This is a genomic window from Lentzea californiensis, assembly GCF_024648825.1.
Lineage (GTDB): Bacteria > Actinomycetota > Actinomycetes > Mycobacteriales > Pseudonocardiaceae > Lentzea > Lentzea californiensis.
In genome coordinates, this window is the sequence record NZ_JANBBE010000015.1 from 50,259 (window position 1) to 70,785 (window position 20,527).

Here is a 20,527-nt window from a genome sequence, read left to right on the forward strand (position 1 = left end):
TGCGGGTGTAGCTCGACGCGACGCACGCGCTGACAGCGCCCTGCGTCGCGTCTTGATCGCTACCCGTACCGACGCGGCCTTCAGGAGCGAGTGCGTGACCTCGACGTATGCAGACCAAGATCATTTCGACCTCCACCCGGTGCTGGACAGCCAGTTGCTGCGGGACGTGATCCACCCGTCCCGCGACCTGTGGACGCCACGCGAGCTGCGCGACCTCACCTCGTTCGTGGCGAGCGAGCTGACCACCGGGCTGCTCCAGATCCTCGACTACTCGCCCGAACGCCGCTGGTGGGCACGGCTGGGGCTGACCGAGGGCGTCGAGCTGTGGCTGCTGTCGTGGCTGCCGGGCCAGGGCACCGAGCCGCACGACCACGGCGGTTCAGCCGGGTCGTTCACCGTGCTGACCGGCAAGCTGCGGGAGGACTACCGCTACCCCGCCGGGCCGATCCGGTCCGCGGTGCGCGACACCGGCGACGCGCTGGGCTTCGGGTCCGGGCGCGCGCACCAGGTGCTGAACCCGTTCGAGGCACCGGCCGCGACCGTGCACGCCTACTCGCCGCCGCTCGTGCCGACCCGCGAGTACGCGTCGCTGCACGACATCCCCGACTCGATCCCGCCGCTGCCCGCGCAACGCCTGCCGCTGGCCGAACTGCGCCGGCTGGCCGACCTGGAGGGCCCGTGAGCAACCTCGACACCATCCTCGAAGACGCCCGGTCACATCTCGAGCGGCTCGAACCGCACGAGGTGCTCGCGCTGGAGGACGTGCTCGTCGTCGACATCCGGCCGGCCCACAACCGGCTGGCCGAGGGCGAGATCGAGAACTCCGTCGTGGTCGAGCGGATCGTGCTGGAGTGGCGGCTCGACCCGGAGGGCGAGTGGCGGCTGCCGGGGTTCGACGCCGGCACGACGGTGGTCGTCGTGTGCAACGAGGGCTGGTCGTCGTCGCTCGCGGCCAGGGACCTGCAACGGGTCGGGCTGCCCAACGCGACGGACCTCGTCGGCGGGTACCGGGCCTGGCGCGCCGCCGGACTGCCGATCCGCGAGGGCGGCACACAGCCCGTGGTCTGACCGTGGAACCGCTACCGCGCCGGTAACGTCTGCTGACCGTGACACGCATGCGCTGGGTCGTGACGGCACTGGTCGTGGCCGCAACGATCGCCTGGACCCTCCCGGAGTTCCACCTCGGCCTGGCCGGAGCACTGGCCGGCCTGATGGTGGAGCTGACCGCGGCCCAGGCCGGCCTGGCGCTCGGCGCCGCCCTGTTCGGACTCCGGATCACGCACGTGATCATCGGCATCGGCGGTGAGCTCAAGTCGTGGACCTGGACGCACCAGCGGCTCGTCCTGCGCCAGATCCCCGTGCTCGCGACCATCGGGATCACCGGGCTCAAGCCGGGGGTGCGCCGGCGGACCGTCCTCACCGGAGCGTTCGCGATCGCCTTCTGCGCGGTGGTCGCGGCGGTGACGTGGCTCGCCGCCGGCAGCGCGTTCGGCAAGGGCATGGCGCTCGCCGCCACCACCTGCCTCCTCTGGCAACTCGTGCCGGTCCAGCAGCCGGGCAACACGAGCCTGGGCTGGTTCGTGTTCTCGCTGCCGAAGCTCTCCGGACGGCCGCTCGGCGAACTGGAGGCAGGGCCCGGCGTGCTCGCCGGCATGGACGCCTACCAGCGCGGTGACCTCGACGAGGCCGAGCGCATCTACACCGAGCTGGTGCGCGAGCACCCCGGCCTGCTCACCGTCGCCGGGCTCAAGGTCGTGACGTCGTGCGCCCGCGAGCGGTACCTCGAAGCGCTGCGGACGGTGATGGGGCTGACCGGTCGCGAGGACCTGAGCACGCGCGACCTGGCGTTCGTGATGGCCACCACCGCGGGTGTCTCGGTGCTGGCGGTCGAGGCGGGGCAGTTCCCCGCGGACGTGGGTCTGGAGACCGCGCGCAGCATGTTCGGCAACGCCTACGAGGCCGGATATCCGAAGCAACGCGCGAACGGGACGCTGGCGATCATGGCGTTGATCGAGGGCGACACCACGAAGGCCAGGCAGCTCGCGGGCTGCTCCGCCGAGTCGAGCGAGAACGCGCAGGGCCGTGCCGACGACCTGATCACCATCGCACGGGCGTGGATGGTGGACGGCGACAACGCGAAGGCCCGCGAACTCGTGGCCGAGGTACACGAGCTCGCGGGCTGGAGCCCGCGGGTGGCGGCGACCCGCGCCCGCCTGCAGATCAGCTGACCTCCGAACGGGACAGCACGCACGGCGAAGGGCCCGTCACCGGGAACGGTGACGGGCCCTTCGCACCCCGCGGACAGATCAGCTGTTCTGGACCGGCAGGCCGGGCAGCGCGGGCAGGCCACCGGGAGGCGCCGGCAGACCGCACTTGCCCAGCAGGTCTTTGGCGGTGTCGAGCACCAAGGTCAGCATCGCGGTGATCTTGCCGACGTCGGGCGGCCCACCCGCGGCGCCGAGGACCGTGCCGCCCAGCCCGGCGATGGCCGAGATCAGGTTCAACACGACGGGCAGGCACTGGTCGGCCGGACCTGTGTACTCGGCGGCCCGCGCCGGCAGGGGTACGCCCGGCGCACTGACAGGCGGTGTCGGTAGACAGCCGGCGTTCTGCATCGCTGTCACGAGGCCGAGGAGGTCACCGATCAACGGTTTCACGGCTTCCACGTTGGGCACGGGCACGAGACTGCCGACGGCTTTCTTGAGTTTTGCCGCGAAGTCCGTGACGAGACCGGCGCAGGCGGCGGGGAGTTCTGGCGCGGCGGGCAACGCACTGGCAGCCGGGATGGTCGAGGCGGTGAACAATGCTGCGACGAGCGAGAGTGCGGTAATCGTCTTCTTCACGGCTACCTTCTTCCTCAATGCGCAATTCATTTGGAGCCGCTCCGAGAAAACCTTTCTACGAATTCTCGTGCGGTTCATTCCATGCCGATGAGCGTAAGCCTGCACCCAGGCTCCTACCAGCGGAGATCACGAATTCACCCACTCGAAAAAGTGGTCATTCGTTTGAGCTAAGGGGTATGAGGGGTACACGCCTGACCCAGGTCACCAGCAGTGACCAGGCAACGAAGAAGACGAACACATCAGGGCATCCAGCCCGCCTTTTTCAGGCGGGCCGGATGCCCTGTGTCGATCTCGCGAAGCGATCAACCGGCCAGAACGACCCTGCCGAGTTCCGCAGAAGTCGCCAGCAGGCCGTGACGTGGCAGCACGCGCACGGTGTAGCCGAGAGCTCCGGCGTGCGGCAGCGGCACCTCGGCCTCGTAGTTGCCGTTGCCCGCGTAGTTCATGGGCGCGGACACGATGTCCTTGAGCTCGTCGGAGTCGTGCGACACCTTGCCCAGCACGACCTGGACGTCCACTTCGGACGGCTCCAGCCCGGCCAGTTCGACGCGCGCCCGCACGATGACCGGCGCTCCGAGCACCGGCACGGAGGAGCCGCTGATCACCAGGTCGCTGTCGAGCACCCGCACCCGCGTCCACGACGCGCGCAGCCGGTGGCGGTACGCGGAGAGCTCCTTGGCGCCCCGGTAGCCCTCACCGACGACGTTCTGCGCGGACGCGGCGGCCGGCGCGTAGTAGGTCTCCACGTACTCGCGGACCATGCGCGATGCCTGCACCACCGGGCCGAGCGACGCCAGCGTGTGCCGGACCATCGACATCCAGCGGGTCGGCACGCCGTCCTCGCCGCGGTCGTAGAACAGCGGTGCGACCTGCGAACCGAGCAGGTCGTACAGCGCGTTGGCCTCCAGGTCGTCCCGGCGGACCGGGTCGTTGACGCCGTCCGCGGTCGGGATGGCCCAGCCGTTCGAGCCGTCGTACAGCTCATCCCACCAACCGTCGCGGATGGACAGGTTGAGGCCGCCGTTCAACGCCGCCTTCATGCCGGACGTACCGCACGCTTCGAGGGGGCGCATCGGGTTGTTCAGCCACACGTCGCAGCCCCAGTACAGGTACCGCGCCATGGACATGTCGTAGTCCGGCAGGAACACGATCCGGTGCCGCACGCCCGCCTCGTCGGCGTAGCGCACGATCTGCTGGATCAGGGCCTTGCCGCCGTCGTCTGCCGGGTGCGACTTGCCCGCCACGACGAGCTGCACGGGACGTTCGGGGTGCAGCAGCAGCGAACGCAGCCGCTCCGGGTCGCGCAGCATCAGCGTGAGGCGCTTGTACGTCGGCACGCGCCGTGCGAAGCCCACGGTCAGCACGTTCGGGTCGAACACCGAGTCGGTCCAGCCCAGCTCCAGCGCCGACGCGCCACGCTGCAGCCACGACTCGCGCACGCGGCGGCGCACCTCGTCGACCAGCCGGCCGCGCAACGTCGACCGCAGCTCCCACAGCCCGGCGTCGGTGACCGGCTCGAACGTGCCGATGCCGAACCCGGAGCTGGTCTGGGTGTCTGCTTCGGACGCTCCGAGCAGCTTGCTCATCTCGGCCGCCGCCCACGTCGGGCCGTGCACCCCGTTGGTGACCGAGCCGATCGGCACCTCGGTGCCGTCGAAGTTCGGCCAGAGGGCGCGGAACATGTCCCGGCTGACCTCACCGTGCAGTTTGGACACACCGTTCGCGCGCTGGGCGAGCCGCAGGCCCATGTGGGCCATGTTGAACATGCCGGGGTTCTCCTCGGCGCCCAGCGCGAGGATGCGCTGGGTGTTCACGCCGGGAACCAGGTTCTCGGCGCCGAAGTAGTGCTGGACCAGGTCGACCGGGAAGCGGTCGATGCCGGCGGGCACCGGCGTGTGCGTCGTGAACACCGCGCCCGCGCGCGACGCCGTCAACGCCTGGTCGAAGTCGAGACCGTCGTTGGTGATGTACTCGCGGATCCGCTCGAGGCCGAGGAACCCGGCGTGGCCCTCGTTGGTGTGGAAGACCTCGGGCTGCGCGTGGCCGGTGAGCTCGCAGAACGTGCGCACTGCGCGCACGCCGCCGATGCCGGCGAGGATCTCCTGGCGGATCCGGTGGTTCTGGTCGCCGCCGTAGAGCCGGTCGGTGACGCCGCGCAGGTCCTCGTCGTTCTGCTCCACGTCCGAGTCGAGCAGCAGCAGCGGGATGCGCCCGACCTGCGCCTTCCAGATCTTCGCGCGCAGCGTCCGGTCGCCCGGCATGGCCACGTGCACCAGCAGCGGCAGCCCGGACGGCTCGGTCAGCAGCTCCAGCGGCAACCCGCGCGGGTCGAGCGTCGGGTAGTGCTCGATCTGCCAGCCGTCGAGCGACAGCGACTGCCGGAAGTACCCGGACCGGTAGAGCAGGCCGACCGCGATCAGTGGAACGCCCAGGTCGGAGGCCGCCTTGAGGTGGTCGCCGGCGAGGATGCCGAGACCGCCCGAGTAGTTCGGCAGCGCCTCGTGCACGCCGAACTCCATCGAGAAGTACGCGACGCTCGTGGGCAGCGGTGTGTCAGGTGCCCCGTGCTCGCGGCGCTGGGCGATCTCGTCCTGCCTGCGCTGGTACCAGCGCGGGCCCTGGACGTACCGCTCCAGATCGCTCGCGAGGGCGTGGAGCTTGAGCAGGAACTGCTCGTCTCTGGCCAGCGACTCCAGTGTGCCCGCGTCGATGACGGAGAGCAGACGCAACGGGTCGCCACCGACCTCGGACCAGACGCGGGGGTCGATCGAGGAGAAGAGGTCCTGCGTGGGCGGGTGCCACGTCCAGCGCAGGTTGGTGGCGAGCGTGCTCAGCGCGGACAGGGGCTCCGGCAGGCTGGCTCGGACGGTGAACCGGCGAAGTGCTCGCATGACGAGCGAACTTACCTGCCACCCCTGAGTGCCTGACAACGTTCCCGGCCAGACCTGCAACGACTTGCAGAACCGGTCAAGACGTGGACGCCCGTGAGCAGCGGATACTTCGGCGCCCGATCAACCCCGCTGCTCGTTCGTGATCAGCAGCCTGTCCCCCTTGCCGGAGATCTTGAGCGTGTGCTCCTCGGTCGTCGCCTTGTCGGTGTCCTTCTCGGTCAGCTCCAGCGCCGTCGTGACGGTGAACGTGCCGTCCTCGTTCGCGTCGACGAGCGGGCCTTCCCTGACCGCGAGCTTGCTGTACTGGCCCCAGAACTGCTTCTCCGAGGCCAGGCCGGGTGCCCGGTCGGGGTCCCAGTCGCCACGGGCGGCCTCGACGTTCACCGGCAGTTTCGCGTAGTGCTGCTTCACGAAGGTGGTGACCTGGGCCGGGGTGAACTTGGTGGCCGGCGGCTTCGACGACGGCGGCGGGCTCGGCTTGGTCTGAGACGGCGTCTGCTTCTCGGTCGTCTTGGCCGGGGGGTTGGTCGTCGGCTTGTCGTAGGTGGGCTGCTGCTGGGTCTGCGACGTGGCCGTCGGCGTCGAACTGAGCCCGGTGCCGGTCGAGCCGCCGTCCCCGAGGTTCGAGATGATCGCGTAGGCGGCGCCCGAGATCAGGAGCACGCCGAGGACCGCGGCCGCGACCGCGAGGCCCCGGTTGCTCTTCTTCGGTTCGGGCTCGGGCTCGTAGTCGTCGTAGGTCGCGGGCAACGGCGCGGGCGGCCGGGTGCGCGGCGCCTGCGGGGGCATCGTGCGCGGCGGGCCCTGCATGGTGCCCGGACCGGCGGCCCCCATCACGGCGGTGCCGGTCGGCGGCGTCATCGGGCGCGGCGGGATCACGCGGGTGACCGGGACCGGGGCACCGGACGCGATCGCCTTCAGCTCCTCGGCGGCCTGGGCCGCGGTGGGGCGCTGCGACGGCTCGTTCGCGAGCAGCCGGGTCAGCAGGCCGGTGAGCGGGCCCGAGCGCGTCGGCGGGCGGGTCTCGCCGCGCGCGACCTTGTAGAGCAGGCCCAGGTCGTTCGTGCTCTTGCCGAACGGCGGCTCGCCCTCGGTCATCGCGTAGATCGTCGCGCCGAGCGAGAACACGTCCGAGGGCGGTGCGGGGTCGGAACCGCGGGCCAGTTCCGGCGCCAGGTACGCGGGCGTGCCCGCGAGCATGCCGGTCTTCGTCACGGCCACATCGCCCAAAGCGCGCGAAATGCCGAAGTCGGTGATCTTCACCGTGCCGTCGCGTCCAATGAGGACGTTTCCGGGCTTGATGTCGCGGTGCACGATGCCGGCGCTGTGCGCGGCGGCCAGCGCGCCGGCGGCCAGTGAACCGATCCGCGCCGCCTCCTGCGCGGGCATCGGGCCGCGTTCCAGCACCGAGGAGAGGTTGCGGGACGGCAAATACTCCATGACAAGACAAGGCTTGCCGTCCTCGACCACGACGTCGTACACGGCGATCGCGTTAGGGTGCTGCAATCGGGCCGCGATGCGGCCTTCACGCATGGCGCGCTGCACGGCCTCGTGGAACTCGTTCGACTCCACGTCGTTGAGAAGCAGCTGCTTGACCGCTACGTCACGGTGCAGGAACTCGTCGCGTGCTCGCCACACGACACCCATGGCACCGGCGCCGAGCTGATCGAGCAGGACGTAACGACCTCCAAGCTTGTTCACGCGCGCACGGTACCTGTAGCGCTCTCTTAACACGGTGAGTTGTACGGGAAGTGTCCAATGAGAAAGGCACCAAGCGCTGGGAACGTGGACGAGAGACCCTGGACACGATCAGCGCTTGAGGTGTGCGATCGACGGTGGCGGGGTACGGATCTAGATGGGGTAACCCGCTGTCAGACGGCTTGATCGAGCAAGGCAGGATTTGACGCATCAACGCGAAGCGATACGGCGGAAGGGCGCTGCCGATGAGCGGACGGCTCGGTATCGACGAGGTATCCCCGGTGGTGTCGGCTGGCAGGTATCCAGCCAAAGCCGTTGTGGGAGAACACATTCCGGTTGCGGCCACGGTGTGGCGCGAGGGGCACGACAAACTCGCGGCCACGGTCAGCTGGCGCGGACCGAACGACCGAGTCGCTCGTCAGACGCGCATGCACGAGGTCGGAGTCGGCCTCGACAGGTGGGGCGCGACGGTGGTTCCGGACGCCGAAGGCGCCTGGACGTTCCGGATCGATGCGTGGAGTGACCCCTGGGGCACCTGGAACCACGCCGTTGAGGTGAAGATCGCCGCCGGACAGGGTCCCGGTGATCTCGCAAACGATCTTGAGATCGGTGCCGGACTACTCGATCGGGTGGCAAGGCGACCCGATAGGCGACAAGAGCGAGCACTCCTCACGTCTGCCGCGGCGGCGTTGCGGGACGAGGACCGGCCGCTCGCCGAACGCGTCGCGCCGGCCTTCGCGGCCGACGTGCAGAAGGTGATGTTCGAGCACCCCGTGCGCGAGCTGATCACCAAGGGCAAGACGCACAAGATCTGGTGCGACCGCAAGAAGGCCGCCTACGGCTCCTGGTACGAGTTCTTCCCGCGCAGCACCGGCGGGATCGACGAGACCGGCCAGGCGGTGCACGGCACGTTCGCCACGGCGACCAAGGAGCTCGACCGGGTCGCGGCGATGGGCTTCGACGTCGTCTACTTCCCGCCGATCCACCCCATCGGCCGGGTCAACCGCAAGGGTCCCAACAACACGCTCGTCGCGACGCCGGAGGACACGGGATCGCCGTGGGCCATCGGCGCGGACGAGGGCGGGCACGACGCGATCCACCCGCAGCTCGGCACGATCGAGGACTTCGACGCGCTCGTCGCACGCGCCAAGGACCTCGGGCTCGAGGTGGCGCTCGACTTCGCGCTGCAGTGCGCGCCCGACCACCCGTGGGTGCTCAAGCACCCGGAGTGGTTCACGACGCAGCCCGACGGCACGATCGCGTACGCCGAGAACCCGCCCAAGAAGTACCAGGACATCTACCCGATCAACTTCGACCTCGACCCGCAGGGCCTCTACCACGAGGTGCTGCGCGTGGTCCTCTTCTGGGCCGAGCACGGGGTGCGGATCTTCCGGGTCGACAACCCCCACACCAAGCCACCGGACTTCTGGCAGTGGCTGATCTGGAAGGTGAAGGAGGTCTACCCGGACACGCTGTTCCTGGCGGAGGCCTTCACCCGGCCCGCTCGCCTCTACGGCCTGGCCAAGCTCGGCTTCACCCAGTCCTACACGTACTTCACGTGGCGGACGAGCAAGCAGGAGCTGATCGAGTTCGGCGAGGACGTCCGCGACCACTGGGACGAGGCGCGGCCGAACCTCTTCGTGAACACCCCGGACATCCTGCACGAGTCACTGCAGCACGGCGGTCCCGGAATGTTCGGGCTCCGTGCGGCGCTCGCGGCCACGCTCTCCCCCACGTGGGGTGTGTACAGCGGCTACGAGCTGTTCGAGCACGAGGCCGTGAAGCCCGGAAGCGAGGAGTACCTCAATTCCGAGAAGTACCAGTTGCGGCCTCGCGACTACGCCCGTGCACTGGCGGACGGTCGCAGTCTCGAACCGTGGCTGCGCAAGCTCAACCACATCCGCAAGGCGCATCCCGCGCTCCAGCAGATGCGCACGCTGAAGTTCCAGAGCATCGAGAACGACGCGCTGGTCGCCTACTCCAAGCGTGACCCGGAAACGGGCGACACCGTCGTTGTCGTCGTCAGCCTCGACCCGCACAACACGCAGGAGGGGACCTTGTACCTCGACCTGCCCGAGCTCGGGTTCGACTGGCACGAGCGGGTGATCGCGCACGACGAGGTCACCGGCGAGACGTGGGACTGGGGACAGGCCAACTACGTCCGCCTCGAGCCGTGGCGTGCGACCGCGCACGTCGTGAGCTTGCAGCGCCGCTTCAGCTGATCAACCCGCACAACCCCCGACGAGGTGGGAACCATGGCCGACGACTCCCGTCCCGATGCTGCGCTCGGGCTGGAAGGAACACCGCACACCGGAGAGGCCATCGACGACGACGGCTTCCTGGTAGAACCTCAGGCTGAGGACTTCAAGTCGGCAAAACCGGCATCGGCCAACCCGAGCTGGTTCAAGGGCGCTGTCTTCTACGAGGTGCTGGTCCGCGCCTTCAGCGACTCCAACGGCGACGGCACGGGCGACCTCCGCGGTCTCGCGTCGCGCCTCGACTACCTGGAGTGGCTCGGCGTCGACTGCCTCTGGCTGCCGCCGTTCTACGCGTCGCCACTGCGCGACGGCGGGTACGACATCAGCGACTTCCGGGCGGTGCTGCCGGAGTTCGGCACCGTCGAGGACTTCGTGTACCTCCTGGAGGAGGCGCACCGGCGCGGGATCCGCGTGATCACCGACCTGGTGCTCAACCACACCTCCGACGCGCACCCGTGGTTCCAGCAGTCCCGTCAGGACCCGACCGGTCCGTACGGCGACTACTACGTGTGGAGCGACGACGACTCGCGCTACTCCGACGCGCGGATCATCTTCGTCGACACGGAGTCGTCGAACTGGACGTACGACCCGGTGCGCGGGCAGTTCTTCTGGCACCGCTTCTTCAGCCACCAGCCGGACCTCAACTACGAGAACCCGGAAGTGCAGGAGGCGATGCTCGACATCCTGCGGTTCTGGCTCGACCTCGGCATCGACGGGTTCCGCCTCGACGCCGTGCCGTACCTCTTCGAAGAGGAGGGCACGATCTGCGAGAACCTGCCGCGCACGCACGAGTTCCTGAAGAAGTGCCGCAAGGTCGTCGACGACGAGTTCCCCGGCCGGGTGCTGCTCGCCGAGGCGAACCAGTGGCCGTCGGACGTGGTCGAGTACTTCGGTGACCCGGAGATCGGCGGCGACGAGTGCCACATGGCGTTCCACTTCCCGCTGATGCCGCGGATCTTCATGGCGGTGCGGCGCGAGTCGCGGTTCCCGATCTCGGAGATCCTCGCGCAGACGCCGTCGATCCCCGAGAACGCCCAGTGGGGCATCTTCCTGCGCAACCACGACGAGCTCACGCTCGAGATGGTCAGCGACGAAGAGCGCGACTACATGTACTCGGAGTATGCCAAGGACCCGCGGATGAAGGCGAACATCGGCATCCGCCGCCGCCTCGCCCCGCTGCTGGAGAACGACCGCAACCAGCACGAGCTGTTCACCGCGCTGCTGTTGTCGCTGCCCGGCTCTCCCGTCCTGTACTACGGCGACGAGATCGGCATGGGCGACAACATCTGGCTGCAGGACCGTGACGCGGTGCGCACGCCGATGCAGTGGACCCCGGACCGCAACGCGGGCTTCTCGAGCTGCGACCCCGGCCGGATCTACCTGCCGGTGATCATGGACCCGGTCTACGGCTACCAGGGCCTGAACGTCGAGGCGCAGCTCAACAGTTCGACGTCGCTGCTGAACTGGACGCGGCACATGATCGAGGTGCGCAAGCAGCACCACGCGTTCGCCGAGGGCGACTTCACCGAGCTCGGCGGCTCGAACCCGAGCGTGCTCGCGTACAAGCGGCAGTGGAAGCGCCCGGACGGCCGCGAGGACATCGTGCTCTGCGTGAACAACCTGTCGCGCTTCCCGCAACCCGTCGAGCTGGACCTCTCCGAGCACCGCGACTACGCGCCGATGGAGCTCACCGGAGGTGTCAAATTCCCCGCGATCGGGGAACTCCCCTACCTGCTGACCCTCCCGGGTCACGGTTTCTACTGGTTCCAGCTGGTAGAGGCGGGCGACGACAGCGAGATGAGGTGAATCACGCGTGACCGATCCCCACGAACTGGTCGAGAAGCTGGCCGCCTCGCTACCCGATCTGCTCCCGGCCGCCAGGTGGTTCGGCGGCAAGGACAGGCCCATCACGGCCGTCCGTCCACTGAGGACGACGGTCGTGGACGGCGACCTGGTGCACGTGGTCTTCGAGGTCGAACAGCCCGGTCGAACGGAGAACTACCAGGGCGCGCTGAGCCTGAGCACCGGCGCCTGGGACGTGCTGCTCGACCCCGAGCACAACGGTGTGCTGCTCGACCGGATCGCGTCCGGGCACACCGCCGACGGCATCACGTTCGCGCACGAGCCCGGCACCGAGGTGCGGTCGGGCCTGCGCGGGCGGCCGATCGGCGTCGAGCAGTCCAACACGTCGCTGATCTACGGCCAGCAGTACATCCTGAAGATCTTCCGCAAGCTCGCGAACGGCGAGAACCGCGACCTGACGATGCACCGCGCGTTGCGGTCGGTCGGCTGCGAGCACATCGCGCAGCCGCTGGGCTCGATCTCGACGACGCTGAACGACCAGCAGATCACGCTCGCGATGCTGCAGGAGTTCCTGCCGGACGCGGTCGAGGGCTGGGACATGGCCAAGACCTCGGTGCGCGACCTGATGGCCGAGGCCGACCTGCACGCGTTCGAGGTCGGCGGCGACTTCGCGGGCGAGGCACAACGCCTCGGCCACGCCGTCGCGAAGGTGCACGCCGATCTCGCCGAGGCCCTGGGCACGCGGATCGCGGACGAGGACGCCATCGACCGCGCCATCGAGGGCATGAAGCGACGCCTGAGCGTCGTGCTGGAGGCGGTGCCGGAACTGGGCCGCCACGAGGAGCCCTTGCGCGCCGCGTTCGAGGAGGCGCGCCACCACATCGGCGCGATCCCGATCCAGCACATCCACGGCGACCTGCACCTCGGCCAGGTGCTGCGGACCGTGCACGGCTGGCTGCTGATCGACTTCGAGGGCGAGCCCGCGGCGAAGGTCGAGGACCGCCTCGCGTTGCGGTCGCCGTTGCGCGACGTGGCGGGGATGCTGAGGTCGTTCGACTACGCGGCCAGGCAGCTGCTCATCGGCCAGCCCGACGACGACCAGCTCGCCTACCGCGCGATGGAGTGGACGAAGCGCAACCGGGCCGCGTTCTGCGACGGCTACGCCGAGGTGGCGGGCGACCCGCGGGACCACGCGCACCTGCTGCGCGCTTTCGAGCTGGACAAGGCGGTCTACGAGGTCGCTTACGAGCACGCCAACAGGCCGGAGTGGTTGACGGTTCCGCTGTCGTCGATCGCCCGGATGACTTCTGGAGGGAACTGAGCGTGAAGGCCGACCTGGACCGACTCCTGTCAGGTGCGCACCACGACCCGCACTCGGTGCTGGGTGTGCACTCCGTCGGCGACCAGGTGATCGCGCGGGCTCTTCGCCCAGGTGCGACGTCGGTCGCGGTGGCCTGGGGCGACAAGCAGGTCGAGCTGCCGCGCATCGCCGACGCGCTGTTCGAGGGCGAGCTGCCGGAGCTGCCCGGCGACTACCGGTTGCTGGTCAAGTACGACGGCGGCCCGGCCATCGAGGTCGACGACCCGTACCGCTGGCTGCCGACCGTGGGCGAGCTGGACCTGCACCTCATCGGCGAAGGCCGGCACGAGCGGCTGTGGGACGTGCTCGGCGCTCATGTCCGTTGCTACGAAACGGCTTCCGGTGACGTCACCGGCGTCTCGTTCGCGGTGTGGGCACCGAACGCGCGCGGTGTGCGCGTGACGGGTGACTTCGACGGCTGGGACGGGCGCGCGAACCCGTTGCGCTCCATGGGTTCCAGCGGCGTGTGGGAGGTGTTCCTGCCGAACGTCGTGGTGGGCTCGCGGTACAAGTTCCGCATCCTCGGCCAGGACGGCATCTGGCACGAGAAGGCCGACCCGATGGCGTTCGCCACGGAGGTCCCGCCGCAGACGGCCTCGGTCGTCACGCGGTCCGAGTACCAGTGGGGCGACGCGGAGTGGGAGGCCCGGCGCGGGGCCACGCAGTGGGCGAACGCGCCGATGTCGACCTACGAGGTGCACCTCGGCTCCTGGAAGCCCGGTCTCAGCTACCGGGAACTGGCCGTCGAGCTCGCGGACTACTGCGAGGACATGGGCTTCACGCACATCGAGATGCTGCCCGTGGCCGAGCACCCGTTCGGCGGTTCGTGGGGCTACCAGGTCACCTCGTACTACGCGCCGACCTCGCGTTTCGGGTCGCCGGACGACTTCCGGTACTTCGTGGACACGCTGCACCAGCGCGGCATCGGAGTGCTGGTCGACTGGGTGCCCGCGCACTTCCCGAAGGACGCCTGGGCGCTCGCGAAGTTCGACGGCACGGCGCTGTACGAGCACGCCGACCCGCGTCGTGGCGAGCAGCTCGACTGGGGCACGTACGTCTTCGACTTCGGGCGCAACGAGGTCCGCAACTTCCTCGTGGCGAACGCGCTGTACTGGATCGAGGAGTTCCACCTCGACGGCCTGCGCGTGGACGCCGTCGCGTCGATGCTCTACCTCGACTACTCGCGGCCGGCGGACCAGTGGCTGCCCAACGAGTTCGGCGGCCGGGAGAACCTCGACGCGGTGCGGTTCCTGCAGGAGCTGAACGCGACCGTCTACAAGCGGCACCCCGGCGTGGTCATGATCGCCGAGGAGTCGACGGCGTGGCCGGGCGTCACGCGGCCGACGCACCTCGGCGGACTCGGGTTCGGCTTCAAGTGGAACATGGGCTGGATGCACGACACGCTGCACTACCTGTCGCGCGAGCCGGTGCACCGCTCGTTCCACCACAACGAGATGACGTTCTCGCTGGTGTACGCGTGGAGCGAGAACTTCGTGCTGCCGCTCTCGCACGACGAGGTGGTGCACGGCAAGGGTTCGCTGTGGACCCGGATGCCGGGCGACGACTGGAACAAGGCCGCCGGTGTGCGGTCGCTGCTGGCGTTCATGTGGGCGCATCCGGGCAAGCAGCTGCTGTTCATGGGCGGCGAGTTCGGGCAGCGGCAGGAGTGGTCGGAGTCGCGGTCGCTCGACTGGCACCTCGTCGAGCAGGACCCGCTGCACCAGGGCATCCAGTCGCTGACGCGCGACCTGAACTCGGTGTACAAGACCGCCGCGGCGCTGTTCTCGAACGACGTCACGCCGGAGGGGTTCCAGTGGATCGACGCGAACGACTCGGGCGGCAACGTCCTGTCGTTCCTGCGGATCGGTGAGGACGGCTCGACGCTCGCCTGCGTGGCGAACTTCTCCGGGTCGCCGCACCACGACTACCGCGTCGGCCTGCCGTCGTCCGGACGCTGGAAGGAGCTCGTGAACACCGACGCCGCGCACTACGGCGGTTCGGGCGTGGGCAACCTCGGTGGCGTCGAGGCCGAGGCCAGGCCGTGGCACGGGAGGCCGTACTCAGCCATCCTGCAGCTGCCGCCGTCCGGCGTGTTGTGGCTGGTCCCCGACCCGGTGACCGAGATCGAGACTCTCTGAGACGTCCGGCAGCGCTCCGTTCCAGTAGAGCGCACCGGACACCTGCGCGGGACCGGTGCCCGCGCAGGTGCGGACGACCTGGTCCTCCAGGTCGAACGGCGGGAAGTCCGCGCAGCCGGTGACGGTGAGCTCCAGGCCGGTCAGCGGCTCGCTGCCGGTGTTGGTGACGGTGATCTTCAGGGTGTCCTGCCCGGCTTCGAGCGCGACGTCGTAGGCGGACACCCTGAGGAACACGCAGTCCCAGTGGACCTCGGTACTGGTGGTGGCGAAGAACTGGACGGTGGCGGCGTCACGCGGCGCGACCATGCCGTAACTGTTCTGGCGCTTCGTCTTGCGGCCCGGCCGGAGCGCGTAGGTGCGTCCGGTCTGGGCGCCGGCGCGGTCGTGGAACCGCAGTCCGGTCGCCGTCGCGGGTCCGGGCGCCTGGCTGCCTGCCCAGACCGACAGGTCGTAGACACCTCCCGGGACGACGTCCAGCACCGACTGGGCCGTGCCTGGCCCGACGATCACGCCCGCGCGCGGCTCCGGCGCGATTCCCCCGGTGCAACCGGGCATGGTCGGATCGGCCCCCGGCGGAGGGCCCAGAAGCAGCAACGCGGCGCACAACACTTCGCGCACGAATGGAAATGTAAGTCGATCGGGCGACTCCGGCCCGGTGAACCTGATCAGTCCGCCGCACGTTGCCCCTTGTATGCGCCTGACTTGGACGACTAGGACGCCCCGGGAGCCGGCCGGCAGGCACAATGGTTCCATGCGGCACCGGAGCATCGCGCTGATCGTCGTCACCGCCCTGCTTGCCGCAGGGTGCACAGCCCAGATCCCAGGGACGCCCCGCGCCGCCAAGGTGGTGAAGAAGGAGGCGTCCACCACCACCGTCCAGGTGCGCGGATCGGACAACGGCCCGATCGACAAACTGGCCGCCACCGCGCTCACGGACATCGAGGAGTTCTGGACCGAGTCGTTCCAGACGACCTTCAACAAGCCGTGGAAGCCGCTGGGCGGCGGTTACTTCTCGGTCGACACGGCCGACGCCACCGCGAAGCCGCCGCCGTGCACGCAGAAGGCCGCGGACGTGGAGGGCAACGCGTTCTACTGCCCGGCCGCCGACGCGATCGCCTGGGACCGCGCGTCCCTGCTGCCGGTGCTGCAGGACCGCTTCGGCGAGGCGGCCGTGGTCGTCGTCCTCGCGCACGAGATCGGCCACGCCGTGCAGAACCGCATGGGCATCACGCCTGAGGCCGAGCGCCGCGAGCCGGAGAAGTACCCGACGATCCTCACCGAGGCCCAGGCCGACTGCTTCGCGGGCGCGTTCGTGCGCAACGTGGCGGACGGCAAGTCGCAGCGCCTCGACATCAACGCCGACGCCCTGGACAAGGCCCTGGGCGCCCTCATCACGTTCCGCGACCCGGTCGGCACCTCCCCGGAGGACGAGCAGGCGCACGGCAGCGCGTTCGACCGCGTGGCGGCCTTCCAGGACGGCTACGAGCAGGGCACGAAGTTCTGCGGCGCGATGACGGTCAAGAACCGCCAGTTCACGCAGCGCGCGTTCACCAGCGTCAAGGACCGCGCGAACGGCGGCAACCTGCCGTTCGACGACATGCTCGAAGCCGTCACCCCGGACCTCGACGGCTTCTTCAAGAACCTCGCCACGACCGCGGGCAAGACCTGGCCCTCGCCGCGCGCGGAGGCCTCCCAGACCGAGCCGGACTGCTCCGGTGACCAGGGCCCCGTCGCGTACTGCCCGGCGGACAAGACCATCAAGATCGACACCAAGGACGAGCTGCCGGCCCTGCACAAGGAGTTCGGCGACTACGCGACGGGCACGCTGATCGCGACCAGGTACGCGATGGCCGAACTGGCCGTGCTCGGCAAGCCGACCGAGGGCGAGGACGCCTCCGCGGCGGCGTTGTGCCTGGCCGGCGCGTACACCGGCGCGGTGTTCCAGCGACAGGACGGGTTCGGCCTCTCGCCGGGCGACTTCGACGAGGCCGTGACGGTGCTGCTGCAGTTCGACTACGCGGCCCGCGACACCAAGGGCTCGAACCCCGTGGATCCCGGGTTCGAGCGGGTGAAGAAGTTCCGCGAGGGCGTGTTCGAGGGCGCGAAGAAGTGCGGCGTCTGACGACCTGAGAACAAGCGGAAGCCCGCACCGGCTCGAGGCCTGGTGCGGGCTTCAGCGTCGGGCGACCGGAGCCTGGTCGGACACCACGGAGATCCGCGCGCCCGGGATCTTCAGCGTTCCGCCGATCAGGTCCGTGTTGCGCACCGTGACCTCGGTGAAGGTCACGAACGGCACGTTCAGCGGCGGTGGGTGTGCCGCCGTGTAGTCCACCGGGATCTTGATCCCGAGGATGTCCAGGTTGCCCTTGAGCTGCACCGTGAACAGCTCGATCCGGCCTGGCGAGACCGTGGACGTGCTGCCCGGTCGTGCCGCCGTCACCAGCTTGACGCCCGGTGAGACTTCAGCCGACTGCACCAGGTCCTTGATCTTCATTTCCGACGCGGTGAACTTCAGGACCTTGACGACCTGCCCGTTCAGCAGCGTGTCGACGATCCCGACGAAGTCGAGTCCGCCCAGGTCGAGCCTGGACGCCGTCAGCGTCCACTCCCGCCCTCCCGCCGCCACCGGGGCAGGGGCCGGTGGCGGGGGTGCCGGCGCCGGAGGTCCTGTGCTGGGCGGCGGGGCAGGCACGGAGGACGACGCCGGCGGTGGGGTGGCACTGGTGCTCGACGCGGGTGGTGGCTCCGACGTGGTGCTGGTCGGGACCGGTGAGCTGCTGCCGGGGGTGGACGACGGCGGCGGCTCGGTGCTCGACGGCGGTTGCAGCGCCAGCACCGCGACCATCGCCACGGCGGCCAGCGGCTGTGTTCGCATCATGTGGGCTGAACCCTCTGGGTCGTCTCCGGCTCCGCGTTCTCGAGCCGCGCCTCTTTCGACCCTTTCGCCTCCTTCGGCTTCTTGGGTTCGTCCGTCCACGCGACGGCGAGCGCGCCGCCGAGGAGGCTCAGAACGGTTCCGGCCAGGAAGCCGCCGAGGTTGGTCACGACGAGCGCGACCAGGGACAGCAGCACCGCGACGAGGCCGGACGCCAGCCGGAACTTGGGTTGCAGCCACAACGCGGCCGCGCAGATCGCCAGCAACGCGCCGATCAGCAGCGCGGAGACGCCGCCGATCGTCTTGATCGAGATGACCATGTCGCCGAGCTTCACGCCGACGAACGGCGGGAACAGGATGATGAGTGCGCCTCCGGCCACGAACAGGCCGGCCCAGAAGGGCCGGCCACGTCGCCACGCGGTGAATCCGCGCCAGATGCTCAGAAGCACTCTTGCTTCCCCTGGCGAATGGTCAGGTTCATGCCCTTGAACCTGATGGTCTGGGCCGTGGTGGCCCAGGCGGTCTGCTGCAGCGACGTGATGTTGGCCGTGTCCGCCTGCAGGCCGAACGACCCCGGCAGACCCCTGAGGTTGTCCGGTCCCTTCGTCACCTTGTTCGCGTCGATGCCGATCTCGGGGTTGCCGAGGACGAGGTCGCCGTTGAGGTCCGTGAGGTTGACGACCAGGTTGTCGGCGGACATGCCGCCCACGCTGTCCGCGGTGATGCGCATCGTCACGTCACCGACGATCGGCATGCCCGGCACGAACACCGACTGGCAGAACTTGTCGAGCCTCGCCGTCTTGAACCCGCTGACCGCGACGACGTGCACCTTGCCCGCGCCCGCGTCCACACCGCCGAACTGGACGAATCCCTGGCCCGTCAAGTTGTCGGCGGAGACCTTGAAATTGGTGCCGGACACCGCGAACGAGGCGGCCAGCGCTCCCTGGGACATGCCGAACAGGAGGGCACCGGCACCGACGGCACCGATACCCAGCACCCCGGCGAACCGTGCCCAGCGCGTTCTACCCATATCCCGAACTCCTTCCACGCTGAAGGCTTGCGGAGGGGACTGTGCGCCCCCAAACGTCAGCCGTACAACGAAAACGAGCCCGCGCAGTTTTGAAATCACCCCGAGGGGTGAGGAGTTTTCACGTTTGGCCGAAGGTACGTGCCGAATGGCCTCAGAACGCGCTTAGTAGGGTCTGACCTCATGGGATTCGGACGAATCGCCGTCGCGCTGGTCGTGACCGCCGCCTTGACCGCTTGTGCTTCCGTGGTCGACGGCGAACCGAAGGGCGAGCGCCCCGACCCCACGAAGGTCGCGGGCCTGGAGATCTCCAACGGCCCGTCCGGCCCGAAGAAGGGTGTGCCGGACGCGGACCTGAGCGTGGAGAACGGTGACGGCGGCGACATGGACCGCCTGGCCATCAACACCCTCGCCGACGTGCAGGAGTTCTGGAAGGCGGAGTTCCCCGCCTCGTTCGCGGGCAAGACGTTCGAGCCGGTGAAGCGCCTCATCTCCTACGACTCCAACGGCAAGGGCGTCGAGGTCTGCAAGCTCGACACCACCGGCATCGCGAACGCCTTCTACTGCGCCCTCGACGACAGCATCACCTGGGACCGCGGCGAGCTCCTGCCGATGCTCAAGGACTCCTTCGGCCCGATGGCCGTCGTCACCGTCCTGGCCCACGAGATGGGTCACGCCGTCCAGTACAAGCTCGGCCCCGCCTCCAACATCGGCGCCAACACCCCGTCGATCGTCAAGGAGCAGCAGGCCGACTGCTACACCGGCGTCTTCATGCGCTGGATCGCCGAGAACAAGTCGAAGCACTTCGAACTCTCCACCGGCGAGGGCCTCAACCAGGTCCTGCAGACGATGTTCTTCATCCGCGACAGCGCCGGCACGTCCTTCGAGAAGCAGGGCGCCCACGGCAGCGCGTTCGACCGCGTCTCCGCCTTCCAGTTCGGCTTCACCCGAGGCTCCGCCCGCTGCGCCGAGATCAACGAGGCCGAGATCGGCAAGCGCATCACCGAGCGCCCGTTCGACCTCTCCGACACCGACCAGGGCCAGGGCCGCGGCAACGCCCAGGTGAACGAGGACAAGTACCTCAGGGCCCTGGAGGAGTCACTCCGCGACGCCTACAAGTCGAGCGGCGCGGCCTTCCCGGCCTTCGACAAGGCAGGCATCAAACCCTGCGCCAACGCCCAGACCACGTCCCCCGCCTCCTACTGCCCAGCGGTCAACCAGCTGCAACTCGACCTCCCGCAACTGGTCAAGATCGGCACACCCCCGAAGAAGGGCTCGAAGGGCGGCATCGGCGACTTCGCCGCGTTCGCGGTCATCGCGTCCCGCTTCTCGCTCTCCATCCAGCACGCGACGGGCTTCAAACTCGACGACGACGCAGCAGGCCAGCGCACCGCCTGCCTGACAGGAGCCTGGGCGGGCCTCACCAACCGCCCCAACGCGGCAGCGGGCCTGCGCCTCTCCCCAGGCGACCTGGACGAGGCAGTGGCAGAACTCCTGGCAGACGACAGCCTCATCGCGGCAGACGTCAACGGCAAAGCAGTGCCCTCGGGCTTCGCCAGGGTGGAAGCGTTCGGCGACGGCTTCTTCCGAGGCCTCTCGTTCTGCGTGAAGAAGTACTCGGTTTGACCCTTTAA

Annotated in this window: 16 protein-coding genes; 9 read left to right on the top strand and 7 right to left on the bottom strand. The window is 68.9% G+C overall.

Annotated features, from left to right (window positions below; all coding sequences use genetic code 11):
- Positions 1-94 precede the first annotated feature (94 nt).
- The 3 genes from LX88_RS37545 to LX88_RS37555 are packed head-to-tail and all read left to right on the top strand — an operon-like array spanning position 95 to position 2,228.
- Positions 95-682 (top strand): cysteine dioxygenase, encoded by a 588-nt coding sequence (locus LX88_RS37545; RefSeq protein ID WP_258952516.1) that lies wholly within the window; start codon positions 95-97, stop codon positions 680-682.
- Positions 679-1,068: a rhodanese-like domain-containing protein gene (locus tag LX88_RS37550; RefSeq protein WP_258952517.1), complete on the top strand. Its 390-nt coding sequence runs from the start codon at positions 679-681 to the stop codon at positions 1,066-1,068. The genes LX88_RS37545 and LX88_RS37550 overlap by 4 nt, the downstream gene beginning before the upstream one ends.
- Before the next feature lie 47 nt (positions 1,069-1,115).
- On the top strand, positions 1,116-2,228 hold the full coding sequence (locus LX88_RS37555) for a patatin-like phospholipase domain-containing protein (RefSeq protein ID WP_258952518.1): 1,113 nt from the start codon (positions 1,116-1,118) through the stop codon (positions 2,226-2,228).
- Positions 2,229-2,306: 78 nt separating this feature from the next.
- On the opposite strand, the gene LX88_RS37560 is transcribed toward LX88_RS37555, so the two are convergent.
- The 3 genes from LX88_RS37560 to LX88_RS37570 all read right to left on the bottom strand — a co-directional run bounded on the left by LX88_RS37560 (position 2,307) and on the right by LX88_RS37570 (position 7,435).
- Positions 2,307-2,843 carry a hypothetical protein gene (locus tag LX88_RS37560; protein ID WP_258952519.1) on the bottom strand — a complete coding sequence of 179 codons (537 nt, stop codon included), beginning with the start codon at positions 2,841-2,843 and terminating at the stop codon, positions 2,307-2,309.
- A gap of 302 nt (positions 2,844-3,145) precedes the next feature.
- Complete coding sequence (gene glgP / locus LX88_RS37565) at positions 3,146-5,734, bottom strand: alpha-glucan family phosphorylase (RefSeq protein WP_258952520.1); 2,589 nt, start codon at positions 5,732-5,734, stop codon at positions 3,146-3,148.
- Between the two features lie 120 nt (positions 5,735-5,854).
- The gene (locus tag LX88_RS37570) at positions 5,855-7,435 is read right to left on the bottom strand and encodes a serine/threonine-protein kinase (RefSeq protein ID WP_258952521.1); all 1,581 of its coding nucleotides are present in this window, start codon (positions 7,433-7,435) and stop codon (positions 5,855-5,857) included.
- Positions 7,436-7,677: 242 nt separating this feature from the next.
- On the opposite strand from LX88_RS37570, the gene LX88_RS37575 reads away from it, so the two are divergent.
- Genes LX88_RS37575 through glgB form a run of 4 tightly spaced genes read left to right on the top strand, consistent with a single transcriptional unit; the run spans position 7,678 to position 14,991 of the window.
- Positions 7,678-9,654, top strand: a complete 1,977-nt coding sequence (locus LX88_RS37575; protein WP_258952522.1) for an alpha-1,4-glucan--maltose-1-phosphate maltosyltransferase — start codon at positions 7,678-7,680, stop codon at positions 9,652-9,654.
- A 33-nt stretch (positions 9,655-9,687) separates the two neighbouring features.
- The gene (treS, locus tag LX88_RS37580) at positions 9,688-11,496 is read left to right on the top strand and encodes a maltose alpha-D-glucosyltransferase (protein ID WP_090066549.1); all 1,809 of its coding nucleotides are present in this window, start codon (positions 9,688-9,690) and stop codon (positions 11,494-11,496) included.
- A gap of 7 nt (positions 11,497-11,503) precedes the next feature.
- Complete coding sequence (locus LX88_RS37585; protein ID WP_258952523.1) at positions 11,504-12,814, top strand: maltokinase N-terminal cap-like domain-containing protein; 1,311 nt, start codon at positions 11,504-11,506, stop codon at positions 12,812-12,814.
- A gap of 2 nt (positions 12,815-12,816) precedes the next feature.
- Positions 12,817-14,991, top strand: coding sequence for a 1,4-alpha-glucan branching protein GlgB (gene glgB, locus LX88_RS37590; protein ID WP_258952524.1), 2,175 nt, complete (start codon positions 12,817-12,819; stop codon positions 14,989-14,991).
- Here the strand turns inward: glgB and LX88_RS37595 are convergent.
- Positions 14,914-15,609, bottom strand: a complete 696-nt coding sequence (locus LX88_RS37595; protein ID WP_258952525.1) for a DUF7850 domain-containing protein — start codon at positions 15,607-15,609, stop codon at positions 14,914-14,916. The two genes, glgB and LX88_RS37595, sit on opposite strands and share 78 nt — an antisense overlap.
- Before the next feature lie 133 nt (positions 15,610-15,742).
- Here LX88_RS37595 and LX88_RS37600 point away from each other — a divergent pair, with 133 nt between their 5' ends.
- The gene (locus tag LX88_RS37600) at positions 15,743-17,113 is read left to right on the top strand and encodes a neutral zinc metallopeptidase (protein WP_258952526.1); all 1,371 of its coding nucleotides are present in this window, start codon (positions 15,743-15,745) and stop codon (positions 17,111-17,113) included.
- Positions 17,114-17,164: 51 nt separating this feature from the next.
- Here LX88_RS37600 and LX88_RS37605 read toward each other — a convergent pair whose 3' ends face one another.
- Genes LX88_RS37605 through LX88_RS37615 form a run of 3 tightly spaced genes read right to left on the bottom strand, consistent with a single transcriptional unit; the run spans position 17,165 to position 18,896 of the window.
- Positions 17,165-17,869: a hypothetical protein gene (locus LX88_RS37605; protein WP_258952527.1), complete on the bottom strand. Its 705-nt coding sequence runs from the start codon at positions 17,867-17,869 to the stop codon at positions 17,165-17,167.
- A complete protein-coding gene (locus LX88_RS37610) occupies positions 17,866-18,315 on the bottom strand; it encodes a DUF6114 domain-containing protein (protein ID WP_258952528.1) in 450 nt (149 codons plus the stop codon). The genes LX88_RS37605 and LX88_RS37610 overlap by 4 nt, the downstream gene beginning before the upstream one ends.
- Positions 18,306-18,896, bottom strand: coding sequence for a DUF6230 family protein (locus LX88_RS37615; protein ID WP_258952529.1), 591 nt, complete (start codon positions 18,894-18,896; stop codon positions 18,306-18,308). The genes LX88_RS37610 and LX88_RS37615 overlap by 10 nt, the downstream gene beginning before the upstream one ends.
- Positions 18,897-19,076: 180 nt before the next feature.
- Between LX88_RS37615 and LX88_RS37620 the strand changes: the two genes are divergently transcribed.
- Positions 19,077-20,519 carry a neutral zinc metallopeptidase gene (locus LX88_RS37620; RefSeq protein WP_258952530.1) on the top strand — a complete coding sequence of 481 codons (1,443 nt, stop codon included), beginning with the start codon at positions 19,077-19,079 and terminating at the stop codon, positions 20,517-20,519.
- Positions 20,520-20,527 lie beyond the last annotated feature (8 nt).